The following is a 13548-nucleotide window of genomic DNA, read 5'->3' as shown; positions in this document are numbered from 1 at the left end:
CCCCACCCCCACCCCCACCCCCACGTGACATCATCGGCCGGGTCCCGACCGCAGCCGTGGCGGTCGGGGCGAGCCGTGCCACAGCACGAGGTGCACGGGGAGCACGAGGAGTACGAGGAACACGATGGACCCCGCGCTGCTGGACGACTTCTCGCTGGAGATGACCGGCAAGGACGTGCCCGGGCTGGAGGAGGCGTGCGACAGCGTCCCGTCCGGTACCCGGATCAACATCACGTTCCTGGCCGGTGAGGACACGCATACGCGGCTGGCCGCTGCCCGCGCGGTCAAACGGCTCGGCTTCGTCCCCGTACCGCACATCTCCGCGCGCCGCCTGCCCTCCCGGCCCGCCCTGGAGGAGTTCCTCGCCGGGCTGGCGGCCGACGGCACCGCCGGGAACGTGTTCGTCGTCGGAGGCGACCCGGCCCGGCCCGAGGGGCCCTACGAGGACGCCCTCGCCGTCCTGCGCACCGGGCTGCTGCGGCGCCACGGCGTCCGGCACGTCGGCATCGCCGGCTACCCCGAGGGTCACCCCGGCATAGCCGACCGGGCCCTGTGGTCGGCGCTCACGGACAAGGCGGCGGCCATCGGGGCCGGCCGGTTCACCGGGGACGTCATCACCCAGTTCGGCTTCGACGTCGATCCGGTGCTCGCCTGGCTGGAGGCCCTCCGCGCGCGGGGCGTGCACCTGCCCGTCCGCGTCGGCGTCCCCGGCCCGGCGGGGGTGCGCCGGCTGCTGCGCTACGCCGGCCGGTTCGGCGTCGGCACCAGCGCCTCCGTGGCCCGCAAGTACGGCTTCTCGCTGACCAACCTCATGGGTACGGCCGGTCCGGACCGCTTCCTCACCGCACTGGCCGACCGGTACGACCCGGCCCGGCACGGCACGGTGAAGGTGCACTTCTACACGTTCGGCGGCCTGCGGGCCACCGCCGACTGGATCACCCGGTTCCGCCACGAATCCGAACGGTCGGACGAGGTGCGACAGACCGCTCGATCATGAGATGGGGCGGCCGGGAGCCCTGGCCAGGCCCACGTTGATGTCGGATTTTCGCCAGCGACCGGGGTGCGCGGTGGGCGATGCTGGACGCATGCGGACAGGGATGCACATCGACCGGGAGCACTGCGTGCGCGCCGTGCGGTCCAAGGACGCGCGGTTCGACGGATGGTTCTTCACGGCCGTCCTGACCACCCGGATCTACTGCCGGCCGAGCTGCCCGGTCGTGCCGCCCAAGCCGGAGAACATGACGTTCTACCCGAGCGCCGCCGCCTGCCAGCAGGCCGGGTTCCGGGCCTGCAAGCGCTGCCGCCCCGACACCAGCCCCGGCTCCCCGGAGTGGAACGCGCGCGCCGACCTCGTGGCCCGTGCCATGCGGCTGATCGCCGACGGGGTCGTGGACCGCGAGGGCGTGCCCGGACTCGCCGCACGGCTCGGCTACAGCACCCGGCAGGTGGAGCGCCAGCTCCTCGCCGAGCTGGGCGCCGGGCCCCTCGCGCTCGCCCGCGCGCAGCGGGCCCAGACCGCGCGGCTGCTCGTCGAGACCACGGCCCTGCCGATGGCGGAGATCGCGTTCGCGGCCGGTTTCGCCTCCATCCGCGCCTTCAACGACACCGTCCGCGAGGTCTTCGCCCTGTCCCCGAGCGAGTTGCGCGCCCGGGCGCCGAAGAGCGGCGCGGGCACTCCCGGCGTGGTCAGCCTGCGGCTGCCGTTCCGTGCCCCGCTCAACCCGTCCAACCTCTTCGGCCACCTCGCCGCCACCGCCGTACCCGGCGTCGAGGAGTGGCGCGACGGCGCCTACCGCCGCACCCTGCGGCTGCCGTACGGCCACGGCATCGCCGCGCTCGCACCCCGCCCCGACCACATCGCCTGCCGCCTCACCCTCAGCGACCTGCGCGATCTGACCGTGGCCATCAGCCGCTGCCGCCGCCTGCTCGACCTGGACGCCGACCCGGTGGCGGTCGACGGCCATCTGCGCACCGACCCCGCCCTCGCGCCCCTGGTCGACCGGGCACCGGGCCGCCGGGTGCCGCGCACGGTCGACGAGGCCGAGTTCGCCGTCCGGGCCGTGCTCGGGCAGCAGGTCTCCACGGCCGCCGCCCGCACCCACGCGGCCCGCCTGGTCACCGCGCACGGCAAGCCCCTGGACGACCCCGAAGGCGGCCTCACGCACCTCTTCCCCTCGCCCGAGGCGCTGGCCGCCGTCGACCCCGAGACCCTGGCGATGCCCCGGACCCGGCGCACGACCTTCACCACCCTCGTCCGTGAACTCGCCGACGGGGGCCTGCACCTGGGCGTGGAGGCCGACTGGGCACAGGCGCGGGCGCGGCTGCTCGCGCTGCCCGGCTTCGGGCCCTGGACGGTGGACGTCATCGCCATGCGCGCCCTCGGCGATCCCGACGCCTTCCTCCCCACCGACCTCGGCATCCGGCGTGCCGCGAAGGAGCTGGGTCTGCCGGCCACCCCGGCCGCGCTCACCGCCCGTGCGGAGAGCTGGCGGCCCTGGCGGTCGTACGCGGTGCAGTACCTGTGGGCGACGGACAGCCACCCGATCAACTTCCTCCCGGCCTGAAGGACTCCGATGAACCACCACACCGTGATCGACAGCCCGTACGGGCCGCTCACCCTCGTCGCCGACGCCGACGGCGGCCTGTGCGGCCTGTACATGGTGGGCCAGCGGCACCGCCCCGGCGAGGAGAGGTTCGGCCCGCGCGACGACACCCTGCCCGTCTTCGCGGAGACGGCCGAGCAGTTGACGGCGTACTTCTCGGGCGAGACAAAGGAGTTCACCGTCCGGCTCGGCCTGCACGGCACCCCGTTCCAGCGCAGCGTCTGGCAGCAGCTGACCGCCATCCCGTACGGCGAGACCCGCACCTACGGCGAACTGGCCGACGCCCTCGGCAACGCCCGGGCCTCCCGCGCCGTCGGCCTCGCCAACGGCCGCAATCCCGTGGGCATCATCGTCCCCTGCCACCGCGTGATCGGCTCCGACGGCAGCCTCACCGGCTACGGCGGCGGCCTCGACCGCAAACGCCGCCTGCTGGACTTCGAACGGGGCACCGCGCTGTTCTGACCCGCTGACCGGCGCCGGGCGGCGCTCTCAGTCGCTCAGGGTGCGCAGGAGTGCGGGCAGCGCGGTGCCGATCGGCTCCCGGACGATCTCGTCGGCCAGGTCGTCGTACGGCGTGGGTTCGGCGTTCACGATGACGAGGCGTGCGCCGTGGTCGGCGGCCACGCCGGCGAGACCGGCCGCGGGCTGCACCTGGAGGCTGCTGCCCACGGCGATGAACACCTGGCAGGCCTTGGTGACGGCCACGGCCTCCCCGAGGACCACCGGATCGAGCCGTTCACCGAACATCACCGTGGCCGTCTTCAGGATGCCGCCGCACTCCAGGCACGGCGGGTCCTCCTCGCCGGCCTCCACCCGGGCGAGGGCGTCCTCCATCGGTCCGCGGGCCCCGCACCCGGTGCACACCACGCTCCGGGCGCTGCCGTGGAGTTCGAGCACCTTGCGGGCGGGCATCCCGGCGAGCTGGTGCAGGCCGTCCACGTTCTGGGTGATGACCCGGACCGGGACGCCGGACTTCTCCAGCTCGGCGACGGCGCGGTGGGCCGCGTTCGGCTCGGCCTGGAGCGTCTGGTTCTCGCGGCGCATCTGCCAGGACCGCCGCCGGATCTCCGGGTCCGTCATGTAGTACACGTACGTCACGAGCTTCTCGGCCTCCGGGTCCCGCCGCCAGAGGCCGTTCGGCCCGCGGTAGTCCGGAATGCCGGAGTCGGTGGAGATACCGGCCCCGCTGAGCAGGGCGACGAGAGGCTTGGCCATGGCATCGAGGGTAGGGCGGGCGGCGTGGCCGCCGCGAGCGGATAACCGCTGGGGCGGGTCCGGCAGGACGGTCCCGCGGCGCGGCCCCCGGTGCTAGCGTCCCCGCATGGCCAAGGTGACTGTCTCGCTCGATGCCCAGCTCGTCGTGGAGGTCATGGTGCTCGCGGGGGTGGGCAATCCGCAGGACGCCGTCGAACTGGTGGTCCGCGACTACATCGAGCGCGGGCACCGCACGGAGGCCCGCGTCGCCGCCCGGGACGACGCGCTGCGCGAGGTGGACACCAAGCCGCGCGACGCGGAGGGCTGAACGGTCACACGCGGGTCCGGCGGTCAGGCCACCCGGTGGCCGTTCTCCAGTTCCACCGTGCCCGAGCCGGCCGCGAGGACGTCCAGCGCGGCCAGTACACGGCGGCCGAGAGCCCCGGGCAGATGGGCGGTGAGGTCCTCGGGGGCGACCAGGCGCCAGGAGAGCAGTTCCTCCTCCTGGAGGCGGATGGCCTTCAGCTCGTCCTCGGTCAGGACACCGCCGTCGTACAGGTACGCCACCAGCGGCGGCCGGCCCGCCCCGTGCACCCAGTCCACGGCCAGCAGCCGGCCGAGTTCCCGGTCGAGCCCGATCTCCTCCAGCGTCTCCCGGCGGGCGCCCTGACGCGGTGTCTCCCCGTCGTCGGACTCGATGGTCCCGCCCGGAAGGGCCCAGCCGTCACGGTAGTTGGGTTCGACGAGCAGCACCCGCCCCCCGGCGTCCCGGAAGAGGGCGGCGGCCCCGGCGAGGACGCGGGGCAGGCTCGCGATGTAGGCGGCGAAATCCTGGGTCGTGGTCATTGAGGAAGGGTAACCAGCCGGCCGCCGGCTACGTCCCGCTCGCCGCCAGGCGCAGGGTGCGTTCGGCCAGCGCGCTGATCCGTACGCCGTCGAAGCCGAACACCGCGCTGCGCACCGTGTCCTCCAGCGGGTCCCGCCAGCGCGCCGGAATGGCCTCCGCCCCGGTGAGGACCCCGAGCACGGACCCGGCCGTCGCCCCGTTGGAGTCGGTGTCCAGGCCGCCGCGCACGGTCAGGGCGACGGTCCGGGTGAAGTCGCCGTCGCCGTACAGCAGTCCGGCGGTGAGGACGGCGACGTTCGGGATGGTGTGGATCCAGCCGAGCCCGGCGGTCTCCGCGGACACCGTGGCCAGGGTCTCCTCCCAGGGCAGCCGCGCCTCGTGCAGGCTCGCCACCCGTCGTACGGTCCGGGCCAGGCGGCTGCTCTCCGGGACGACCGACAGCGCGGTGTCCAGGGCGTCCCGGACGGTCGGCGCGGTGAAGGCCGCCGAGATCAGCGCGGCCGCCCACATGGCGCCGTACACGCCGTTGCCGGTGTGCGAGAGCACCGCGTCCCGGCGGGCCAGCCCGGCGGCCCGGACCGGGTCGCCGGGACAGGTCCAGCCGTAGACGTCGGCGCGGATCAACGCGCCGATCCACTCCTGGTACGGGTTGTCGTACGTCGCCGTCAGCGGCGGTTTCAGTCCGTTCGCGAGATTCCGGTACGCGGCCCGTTCCGCCGTGAACGTCTGAAGGTACGGCAGCCTGAGCAGCCACAGGTCGCCGACCTGCTCGGTGCTGAAGCCGAAGCCGTGGGTCTCCAGCAGGTGCAGGCCGAGGATCGCGTAGTCGACGTCGTCGTCCCGGCAGCTGCCGTGGATCCGGCCGCGTACGCAGCTGCGCCACTCCGGGCGCATCACGGCGGCCTCGTCCGCGTCGGCCGGCTCGGGCAGGTAGTCGGTCAGCGGCAGGGCCGCGGCCCGGCGCAGATAGCGGTCGATGCGCTCGCGCGTCCACACCTCGCCCTGCTCGACCGGCTTGCCGAGCATGTTGCCCGCGATCCGGCCGAGCCAGCCGCCGTGGACGCGGTCGGCGAGGTCCGGACCGGTGCGCTGGGTGCTCATGGCAGGGGTGTACCCACTTTGCCCGGCCGGCTCCCAGCGGCTGCCCAGGGTTCGGGCGGGGCATGACGGCGGAGGTGTCCTGCGGTTATGGTCGCAGCGGCGCGACTGGCCCTGACGTGCGCGGGGCCCGGAGAGCAAGGGGAAGACAAGGTGGCGGACGCTGCAGTGAACGAGACCCGTCGGGTGCTCATCGCCGCGGACAAGTTCAAGGGCTCGCTGACGGCCGTGCAGGTCGCCGAGCGGGTGACGGCCGGGCTGCGCCGGGTCGTGCCGGACCTTCGGGTCGAGGCGCTGCCCGTGGCCGACGGCGGCGACGGGACCGTGGACGCGGCGGTCGCGGCCGGCTTCGAGCGCCGGGAGGTGCGGGTCGCCGGGCCGCTCGGGCAGGAGGTCACGGCCGCGTTCGCGCTGCGCGACGGCACCGCGGTGGTGGAGATGGCCGAGGCGAGCGGCTTGCAGCGGCTGCCGGCCGGGGTCTTCGCGCCGCTGACCGCCTCGACGTACGGCTCCGGGGAGCTGCTGCGCGCGGCGCTGGACGCGGGCGCGCGGACGATCGTGTTCGGCGTCGGCGGCAGCGCCACGACGGACGGCGGCGCCGGCATGCTGTCCGCGCTGGGCGCGCGGTTCCTGACCGAGGAGGGGGAACCGGTGTCCCCGGGCGGCGGCGGACTCGCCGGCCTCGCCCGGGCGGACCTGTCCGGCCTCGACCCGCGGCTGTCCTCGGTCGAGCTGGTGCTGGCCAGCGACGTCGACAACCCGTTGACCGGGCCGAAGGGCGCGCCGGCGGTGTACGGCCCGCAGAAGGGGGCCTCCCCCAAGGACGTGGAGACGCTGGACGCCGCGCTGGGCCACTTCGCGAAGGTGCTGGAGGCGGAGGCCGGTCCGCGGGCCGCCGAGTACGCGGCGGCGCCGGGGGCGGGCGCGGCCGGCGGCATCGGCTACGGCGCCCTGCTCCTGGGCGCCCGCTTCCGCCCCGGCATCGAGGTCATGCTGGACGTGCTGGGCTTCGCGCCCGCGCTGCGGCGGGCCTCGCTGGTGATCACCGGGGAGGGGTCGCTGGACGAGCAGACGCTGCACGGCAAGGCGCCGGCGGGAGTGGCTGCGGCGGCGCGCGCGGCGGGCAAGGAGGTCGTGGCGGTGTGCGGCCGGCTCGCTCTGCCGACGGAGGCGCTGCTCCGGGCCGGGATCTCCCAGGCCTACCCCCTGACCTCCGTCGAGCCGGACGTCGCCAAGTGCATCGCGGACGCGGGCCCCATCCTGGAGCGGGTCGCCGCGCGGCTGGCCGAGGACCACCTGAGCCGAGGCCACTGAGGGCTCCGCCCCCAGAGTGCGCGGGCACAAGCGAGGGGCCCCCACCCAACCCGGGTAGGGGCCCCTCGTCGTACACCTGTCCGCGCCGCTACGGCAACTGCGCCGCCCGAGCCTCACGCCGGTTGTCGCGGAAGTTGTTCACCCGCCGCGCCGTGGCGAACAGCGGAATCACCGCGCCCATCACCAGCTGCAGCGCGCAGCCCGTCTGCAGGAGCAGCTGCCCGCTGGGCGCGTCGAAGGCCCACGCCGCCAGCAGCCCCATGGACAGCACGATCCAGGAGAGCATCGCGCCCGCGAGGCGTCCCCGCGGCTTCGGGTACTCCACCCGGCTCACCATCAGCCACGCGGTCCCGAGGATCGCCAGCAGCGTCGCCACGAACGGCAGCTCCAGCAGCACGATCGAGACGACCGTCAGCGCGCCGAACGGCGAGGGCATGCCCTGGAACATGCCGTCCTTCATGGTCACGCAGCTGAAGCGGGCCAGTCTGAGCACCACGGCCAGCAGCACCACGATCGCGCCCACCGCCGCCACCCGCTGGTGCGCGTCGTCCGCGACCATGCCGTAGACGAGGACGAAGTACGCGGGGGCCAGTCCGAAGCTGATCAGGTCGGACAGGTTGTCCAGCTCCGCGCCCATCGGCGACGAGCGCAGCTTGCGGGCCACCAGTCCGTCGAACAGGTCGAAGACCGCCGCGCAGAGCATCAGGATGACCGCCGTGGCCGCGCTGTGGCGGGCCATGCCGGACTCCTGGCTGCCGGTGAGGTGCGGGATCAGGATGCCGGTGGTGGTGAAGTACACCGCCATGAACCCGCACGTGGCGTTGCCCAGCGTGAGGGTGTCCGCTATCGACAGGCGGAGAGAGAGGGGCATCTCCTCCTCGTCGTCCACCTCGTCGGCCTCGGGCACCCAGCCCGCCTGGGTCTCCGGATCAATCACGGTCAATGCGAGTCACCCCAGCCACGGTCTTCTGGCCGACCTCGACCGCGACCTCCACACCCTCGGGCAGGTAGAGGTCGACACGCGAGCCGAAGCGGATCAGACCGATACGGTCGCCCTGCTCGACCTTCGTGCCCTGGGGGATGTAGGGAACGATGCGGCGGGCCACCGCGCCGGCGATCTGGATCATCTCGATGTCGCCGAGTTCGGTGTCGAAATGCCAGACTACGCGCTCGTTGTTCTCGCTCTCCTTGTTGAAAGCCGGAACAAAGCCGCCGGGGATGTGCTCGACGGACGTCACGGTGCCCGCGAGGGGCGCGCGGTTGACGTGGACGTTGAGCGGGCTCATGAAGATGGCGACGCGGGTACGCCCGTCCTTCCACGGCATGATGCTCTGCACCACACCGTCGGCGGGCGAGATGACCCGGCCCGGGGCGATCTCGCGCTCGGGGTCGCGGAAGAACCACAGCATGCCCGCCGCGAGCGCGGTGGCGGGCACGGCGACGGCCTTGGCTACGCCCGAGCGGCGAGCGCGGGCCAGGCTGAGGGCTGCGGTGGCGACGGTCGGGAGAAGCCACGGCGATGCTCCGCGCGCGAGGCGTACGCCGGCTCGGCTGTCGCGAGGTGCAGAGGTTTGGCTGTGGGGCATGGATGACCTTCGTAGCGGATGATGCCGCGCTCTGACGGGGGACGGCGGCTTTCCCGGGATCGTACCGGTCGCGGGCCACAACTGGGCAAGCCAGGAAGCCGAGTCGGCGGCCGAAGAGTGTCTACGGGGTGTGATCTTCTTCTCGAAGAAAACACCCCGTACCCGGACAATCAGCCCTGGAATCGATACTCTTCGAGCAGCCTGCGCCCGATGATCATTTTCTGGATCTCGGCGGTACCTTCACCGATGAGCAGCATCGGGGCCTCGCGGTAGAGGCGCTCGATCTCGTACTCCTTGGAGAAGCCGTAGCCGCCGTGGATCCGGAAGGCATCCTCCACGACCTCCTTGCAGTACTCGGAGGCGAGGTACTTCGCCATCCCCGCTTCGAGGTCGTTTCGTTCCCCGGAATCCTTTTTGCGTGCCGCGTTGACCATCATCGCATGGGCGGCCTCGACCTTGGTCGCCATCTCCGCCAGCTTGAACTGGATGGCCTGGTGCTGGGCGATCGGCTTGCCGAACGTGTGCCGCTGCTGGGCGTACCGGACCCCCAGCTCGAAGGCGCGCTGGGCGACGCCGCAGCCACGCGCCGCCACGTTGACCCGGCCGACCTCCACGCCGTCCATCATTTGGTAAAAACCTCGGCCGGTGACGCCGCCGAGCACCCGATCGGCCGGAACGCGCAGCCCGTCCATGATCAGCTCGGTCGTGTCGACGCCCTTGTAGCCCATTTTGTCGATCTTGCCGGGGATGGTGAGGCCCGGGCGGACCTCGCCGAAGCCCGGCTCCTTCTCGATCAGGAAGGTCGTCATCGACTTGTGCGGCGCGGTGCCCTCGGGGTGTCCTTCGTCACTCCGGACCAGAACGGCCACGAGCGACGACGTGCCGCCGTTCGTCAGCCACATCTTCTGGCCGTTCAGGACGTACTCGTCGCCGTCCCTGACCGCCTTCGACGTGATCGCCGACACGTCCGAGCCCAGGCCGGGCTCCGACATCGAGAAGGCGCCCCGGATGTCGCCGGCCGCCATCCTCGGCAGGAAGTGGTCCTTCTGCTCCTGCGTGCCGTGCTGCTTGAGCATGTACGCGACGATGAAGTGCGTGTTGATGATGCCGGACACCGACATCCAGCCGCGGGCGATCTCCTCCACGCACAGCGCGTAGGTGAGCAGCGACTCGCCCAGGCCGCCGTACTCCTCGGGGATCATCAGGCCGAAGAGCCCGAGCTCCCTCAGGCCGTCGACGATCTGTTGCGGGTACTCGTCGCGGTGCTCCAGCTCGGTCGCGACCGGAATGATCTCTTTGTCGACAAAGTCCCGGACGGTGGAGAGGATCTCCTGCTGGACGTCGGTCAGACCGGCGGTCTGGGCGAGACGGGCCATGGCTACTTCTCCTGCTCCTTGAGCTCGGGGCGGCCCGGCTGCTCGCCGCCGCGCTCCTTGATGTACGTCTCGGTGGGCACCATCACCTTGCGGCGGAAGACGCACACCAGGGTGCCGTCCTGCTTGTAGCCCTTGGTCTCGACGTAGACGATCCCGCGGTCGTTCTTCGACTTCGACGGCCACTTGTCGAGCACGGTCGTCTCGCCGTAGATCGTGTCGCCGTGGAACGTCGGCGCCACGTGCTTCAGCGACTCGATCTCCAGGTTGGCGATCGCCTTGCCGGAGATGTCCGGGACGGACATGCCGAGCAGCAGGGAGTAGATGTAGTTCCCGACGACGACGTTCTTGCCGAAGTCCGTCGTCTTCTCCGCGTAGTTGGTGTCCATGTGGAGCGGGTGGTGGTTCATGGTGAGGAGACAGAACAGGTGGTCGTCGTACTCCGTGACCGTCTTGCCCGGCCAGTGCTTGTACGTCGCCCCGACCTCGAACTCCTCGTACGTGCGTCCGAACTGCATCGCCGTCACGCCTCCGGGATCTCGAACGTGCTGGTGCGCTGCATGCCGGCGGCGCGGCCCTTGCCCGCGATGACCAGCGCCATCTTGCGGCTGGCCTCGTCGATCATCTCGTCGCCGAGCATCGCGGAACCCTTCTTTCCGCCGGCCTCGGACGTGTAGTAGTCGTACGCGTCCAGGATCAGCTCGGCGTGGTCGTAGTCCTCCTGCGACGGCGAGAAGACCTCGTTGGCGGCGTCGACCTGGCCCGGGTGCAGCACCCACTTGCCGTCGAAGCCCAGCGCGGCGGCGCGGCCGGCGACCTCGCGGAAGCCGTCGACGTTGCGGATCTGCAGGTAGGGGCCGTCGATGGCCTGGAGGTCGTTGGCGCGGGCGGCCATCAGGATCTTCATCAGGATGTAGTGGTAGGCGTCCGCCGGGTAGCCGGGCGGCTGCTCGCCCACGACCAGGGACTTCATGTTGATGGAGGCCATGAAGTCGGCCGGGCCGAAGATGATCGTCTCGATGCGCGGGGAGGCCTGCGCGATCTCGTTGACGTTGTTCAGGCCCTGCGCGTTCTCGATCTGGGCCTCGATGCCGATCCGGCCGACCTCGAAGCCCATCGTCTTCTCGATCTGCGTCAGCAGCAGGTCCAGGGCGACGACCTGCTGGGCGTTCTGCACCTTCGGCAGCATGATGCAGTCCAGGTTCGGGCCCGCGCCCTCCACCACCGTGACGACGTCCCGGTACGTCCATTCGGTCGTCCAGTCGTTGACCCGGACCACGCGCGTCTTGCCCGTCCAGTCGCCCTCGTTGAGGAACTTGACGATGGTGTGCCGCGCCTCGGGCTTGGCGAGCGGCGCGCACGCGTCCTCCAGGTCCAGGAAGACCTGGTCCGCGGGGAGGCCCTGCGCCTTCTCCAGGAAGCGCGGGTTCGAGCCCGGCACGGCCAGGCAGGAGCGCCGCGGGCGAAGGCGGTTGACAGGCGTGGTCATGCGGGGACCTCCAGGGGGTCGAGCTTGTTCGCTTTCCGGATCTCGTCGACGATGCGGCCGATGATCCCGGTGATGTCGAAGTCCTTCGGGGTGAAGACGGCGGCCACTCCGGCTTCCCTCAGCTGGTCGGCGTCACCGTTGGGGATGATGCCACCGGCGATCACCGGTATATCTGTGGCACCGGCCACACGCAGCCGCTGGAGCACATCGGGGACCAGTTGGGCGTGCGAGCCGGACAGGATCGACAGGCCCACGGCGTGGACGTCCTCGGCCAGGGCCGCGTCCACTATCTGCTCGGGCGTCAGCCGGATGCCCTGGTACACCACCTCGAAGCCGGCGTCCCGCGCGCGGACGGCGATCTGCTCGGCGCCGTTGGAGTGCCCGTCCAGGCCCGGCTTGCCGACCAGGAAGCGCAGTTTGCCGACGCCCAGCTCGCGGGCGGTGGCGTCCGCCTTGGCGCGCACCTCGGCGAGCGCCGAGCCGGCCTCGGCGGCGACGGCCACCGGTGCGGAGGAGACCCCGGTGGGTGCCCGGTACTCGCCGAACACCTCGCGCAGGGCGCCCGCCCACTCGCCCGTGGTGACCCCGGCGCGGGCGCACTCCAGCGTGGCCTCCATCAGGTTGTCGGTGCCCTTGGCGGCCTCCTTCAGCCGCTCCAGCGCCTTGCAGGGGCGCGGGTGGTTGAAGGGCGGCTGGTAGCGGGTGTCCCGCCAGCGCTGGAGCGAGTCGATGACGCGGGCCTCGACCGCCGGGTCGACCGTCATGATGGCGGTGTCCAGATCGGCCGTCAGCGGGTTCGGCTCGGTGCCCTCGAAGATGTTGACGCCGACGATCTTCTCCTCGCCGGACTCGATCCGGGCCCGGCGCTCGGCGTGCGAGGCGACCAGCTGCGACTTGAGGTAGCCGGACTCCACGGCGGCCAGCGCGCCCCCCATCTCCTGGATGCGGTCGATCTCCGCGAGGGTGTCCTCGACCAGCTGGTCCACCTTCGCCTCGATCACCTTCGAGCCCTCGAAGATGTCGTCGTACTCCAGCAGGTCGCTCTCGTAGGCGAGCACCTGCTGGATGCGCAGGCTCCACTGCTGGTCCCAGGGCCGGGGCAGGCCCAGCGCCTCGTTCCAGGCGGGCAGCTGCACGGCACGCGCGCGTGCGTCCTTGGAGAGGGTGACCGCCAGCATCTCCAGCACGATCCGCTGGACGTTGTTCTCCGGCTGCGCCTCGGTCAGGCCGAGCGAGTTGACCTGGACGCCGTACCGGAACCGGCGCTGCTTGGGGTTCTCGATGCCGTACCGCTCACGGGTGACCTTGTCCCAGATGCGGCCGAACGCCCGCATCTTGCACATCTCCTCGATGAAGCGGACGCCCGCGTTCACGAAGAAGGAGATGCGGGCGACGACGTCCCCCATGCGCTCCTGCGGCACCTGGCCGGAGTCGCGCACGGCGTCGAGGACGGCGATGGCGGTGGACATCGCGTACGCGATCTCCTGCACCGGCGTGGCCCCGGCCTCCTGCAGGTGGTAGCTGCAGATGTTGATCGGGTTCCACTTCGGGATGTGGGAGACCGTGTACGCGATCATGTCCGTCGTCAGGCGGAGCGAGGGTTCCGGCGGGAAGACGTGCGTCCCGCGGGACAGGTACTCCTTGACGATGTCGTTCTGGGTCGTGCCCTGGAGCTTGGTGATGTCCGCGCCCTGCTCCTCCGCGACGACCTGGTAGAGCGCCAGCAGCCACATGGCGGTGGCGTTGATCGTCATCGAGGTGTTCATCTGCTCCAGGGGGATGTCCTGGAACAGCCGGCGCATGTCACCGAGGTGCGCGACGGGCACGCCCACCCGGCCGACCTCGCCGCGCGCGAGGATGTGGTCGGGGTCGTAGCCGGTCTGCGTCGGCAGGTCGAACGCCACCGACAGACCGGTCTGGCCCTTGGCGAGGTTGCGCCGGTACAGCTCGTTGGAGGCCTCCGCCGTGGAGTGACCGGCGTAGGTCCGCATGAGCCACGGCCGGTCCCTTTCCTTTTGCGCCTGACGCTCTGTCATCTATGACC

Annotated in this window: 14 protein-coding genes; 5 read left to right on the top strand and 9 right to left on the bottom strand. The window is 71.5% G+C overall.

Annotated features, from left to right (window positions below; all coding sequences use genetic code 11):
• The first annotated feature begins 124 nt into the window (after nucleotides 1-124).
• From OO52_RS13220 to OO52_RS13210, 3 genes are all read left to right on the top strand, one after another.
• Nucleotides 125-997: a methylenetetrahydrofolate reductase gene (locus tag OO52_RS13220; protein WP_030643689.1), complete on the top strand. Its 873-nt coding sequence runs from the start codon at nucleotides 125-127 to the stop codon at nucleotides 995-997.
• 88 nt (nucleotides 998-1085) lie between these two features.
• Nucleotides 1086-2564, top strand: a complete 1479-nt coding sequence (locus OO52_RS13215; RefSeq protein WP_280923194.1) for an AlkA N-terminal domain-containing protein — start codon at nucleotides 1086-1088, stop codon at nucleotides 2562-2564.
• Nucleotides 2565-2573: 9 nt separating this feature from the next.
• Nucleotides 2574-3065: a methylated-DNA--[protein]-cysteine S-methyltransferase gene (locus OO52_RS13210; protein WP_030643685.1), complete on the top strand. Its 492-nt coding sequence runs from the start codon at nucleotides 2574-2576 to the stop codon at nucleotides 3063-3065.
• Between the two features lie 27 nt (nucleotides 3066-3092).
• On the opposite strand, the gene OO52_RS13205 is transcribed toward OO52_RS13210, so the two are convergent.
• Nucleotides 3093-3818 (bottom strand): SIR2 family NAD-dependent protein deacylase, encoded by a 726-nt coding sequence (locus OO52_RS13205; RefSeq protein ID WP_030643683.1) that lies wholly within the window; start codon nucleotides 3816-3818, stop codon nucleotides 3093-3095.
• 106 nt (nucleotides 3819-3924) lie between these two features.
• Here OO52_RS13205 and OO52_RS13200 point away from each other — a divergent pair, with 106 nt between their 5' ends.
• A complete protein-coding gene (locus OO52_RS13200) occupies nucleotides 3925-4125 on the top strand; it encodes a type II toxin-antitoxin system VapB family antitoxin (RefSeq protein WP_030643681.1) in 201 nt (66 codons plus the stop codon).
• 23 nt (nucleotides 4126-4148) lie between these two features.
• Here OO52_RS13200 and OO52_RS13195 read toward each other — a convergent pair whose 3' ends face one another.
• Both OO52_RS13195 and OO52_RS13190 read right to left on the bottom strand, forming a co-directional pair.
• Complete coding sequence (locus OO52_RS13195) at nucleotides 4149-4643, bottom strand: NUDIX domain-containing protein (RefSeq protein ID WP_030643677.1); 495 nt, start codon at nucleotides 4641-4643, stop codon at nucleotides 4149-4151.
• A gap of 28 nt (nucleotides 4644-4671) precedes the next feature.
• Entirely contained in the window at nucleotides 4672-5745 is a 1074-nt protein-coding gene (locus tag OO52_RS13190; RefSeq protein ID WP_030643675.1) for an ADP-ribosylglycohydrolase family protein, read from the bottom strand.
• A 165-nt stretch (nucleotides 5746-5910) separates the two neighbouring features.
• Here OO52_RS13190 and OO52_RS13185 point away from each other — a divergent pair, with 165 nt between their 5' ends.
• Nucleotides 5911-7056 carry a glycerate kinase gene (locus OO52_RS13185; RefSeq protein WP_030643672.1) on the top strand — a complete coding sequence of 382 codons (1146 nt, stop codon included), beginning with the start codon at nucleotides 5911-5913 and terminating at the stop codon, nucleotides 7054-7056.
• Between the two features lie 88 nt (nucleotides 7057-7144).
• Here OO52_RS13185 and pssA read toward each other — a convergent pair whose 3' ends face one another.
• The 6 genes from pssA to OO52_RS13155 all read right to left on the bottom strand — a co-directional run bounded on the left by pssA (nucleotide 7145) and on the right by OO52_RS13155 (nucleotide 13540).
• Nucleotides 7145-7963 (bottom strand): CDP-diacylglycerol--serine O-phosphatidyltransferase, encoded by an 819-nt coding sequence (gene pssA, locus OO52_RS13180; protein ID WP_014675980.1) that lies wholly within the window; start codon nucleotides 7961-7963, stop codon nucleotides 7145-7147.
• 22 nt (nucleotides 7964-7985) lie between these two features.
• On the bottom strand, nucleotides 7986-8642 hold the full coding sequence (locus tag OO52_RS13175) for a phosphatidylserine decarboxylase (protein WP_078629677.1): 657 nt from the start codon (nucleotides 8640-8642) through the stop codon (nucleotides 7986-7988).
• A gap of 170 nt (nucleotides 8643-8812) precedes the next feature.
• Complete coding sequence (locus OO52_RS13170; RefSeq protein WP_030643668.1) at nucleotides 8813-10018, bottom strand: acyl-CoA dehydrogenase family protein; 1206 nt, start codon at nucleotides 10016-10018, stop codon at nucleotides 8813-8815.
• A gap of 2 nt (nucleotides 10019-10020) precedes the next feature.
• Nucleotides 10021-10533, bottom strand: coding sequence for a MaoC family dehydratase (locus OO52_RS13165; RefSeq protein ID WP_030643666.1), 513 nt, complete (start codon nucleotides 10531-10533; stop codon nucleotides 10021-10023).
• A gap of 5 nt (nucleotides 10534-10538) precedes the next feature.
• Nucleotides 10539-11504, bottom strand: a complete 966-nt coding sequence (locus tag OO52_RS13160) for an HpcH/HpaI aldolase/citrate lyase family protein (protein WP_030643664.1) — start codon at nucleotides 11502-11504, stop codon at nucleotides 10539-10541.
• Nucleotides 11501-13540: a protein meaA gene (locus OO52_RS13155; protein ID WP_030643662.1), complete on the bottom strand. Its 2040-nt coding sequence runs from the start codon at nucleotides 13538-13540 to the stop codon at nucleotides 11501-11503. The genes OO52_RS13160 and OO52_RS13155 overlap by 4 nt, the downstream gene beginning before the upstream one ends.
• Nucleotides 13541-13548: the final 8 nt, after the last annotated feature.

The organism is Streptomyces flaveolus, assembly GCF_000716535.1.
GTDB lineage: Bacteria > Actinomycetota > Actinomycetes > Streptomycetales > Streptomycetaceae > Streptomyces > Streptomyces flaveolus_A.
Note: the sequence above shows the minus strand (reverse complement) of the source record. Positions and strands in the feature narration are given on the sequence as shown.

Excerpts from the sequence above, each read along its gene's own strand:
- OO52_RS13220 (WP_030643689.1), top strand. The coding sequence starts at position 125 with ATGGACCCCGCGCTGCTGGACGACTTCTCGCTGGAGATGACCGGCAAG.
- OO52_RS13215 (WP_280923194.1), top strand. The coding sequence starts at position 1,086 with ATGCGGACAGGGATGCACATCGACCGGGAGCACTGCGTGCGCGCCGTG.
- OO52_RS13210 (WP_030643685.1), top strand. The coding sequence starts at position 2,574 with ATGAACCACCACACCGTGATCGACAGCCCGTACGGGCCGCTCACCCTC.
- OO52_RS13205 (WP_030643683.1), bottom strand. The coding sequence starts at position 3,818 with ATGGCCAAGCCTCTCGTCGCCCTGCTCAGCGGGGCCGGTATCTCCACC.
- OO52_RS13200 (WP_030643681.1), top strand. The coding sequence starts at position 3,925 with ATGGCCAAGGTGACTGTCTCGCTCGATGCCCAGCTCGTCGTGGAGGTC.
- OO52_RS13195 (WP_030643677.1), bottom strand. The coding sequence starts at position 4,643 with ATGACCACGACCCAGGATTTCGCCGCCTACATCGCGAGCCTGCCCCGC.
- OO52_RS13190 (WP_030643675.1), bottom strand. The coding sequence starts at position 5,745 with ATGAGCACCCAGCGCACCGGTCCGGACCTCGCCGACCGCGTCCACGGC.
- OO52_RS13175 (WP_078629677.1), bottom strand. The coding sequence starts at position 8,642 with ATGCCCCACAGCCAAACCTCTGCACCTCGCGACAGCCGAGCCGGCGTA.
- OO52_RS13170 (WP_030643668.1), bottom strand. The coding sequence starts at position 10,018 with ATGGCCCGTCTCGCCCAGACCGCCGGTCTGACCGACGTCCAGCAGGAG.
- OO52_RS13165 (WP_030643666.1), bottom strand. The coding sequence starts at position 10,533 with ATGCAGTTCGGACGCACGTACGAGGAGTTCGAGGTCGGGGCGACGTAC.
- OO52_RS13160 (WP_030643664.1), bottom strand. The coding sequence starts at position 11,504 with ATGACCACGCCTGTCAACCGCCTTCGCCCGCGGCGCTCCTGCCTGGCC.
- OO52_RS13155 (WP_030643662.1), bottom strand. The coding sequence starts at position 13,540 with ATGACAGAGCGTCAGGCGCAAAAGGAAAGGGACCGGCCGTGGCTCATG.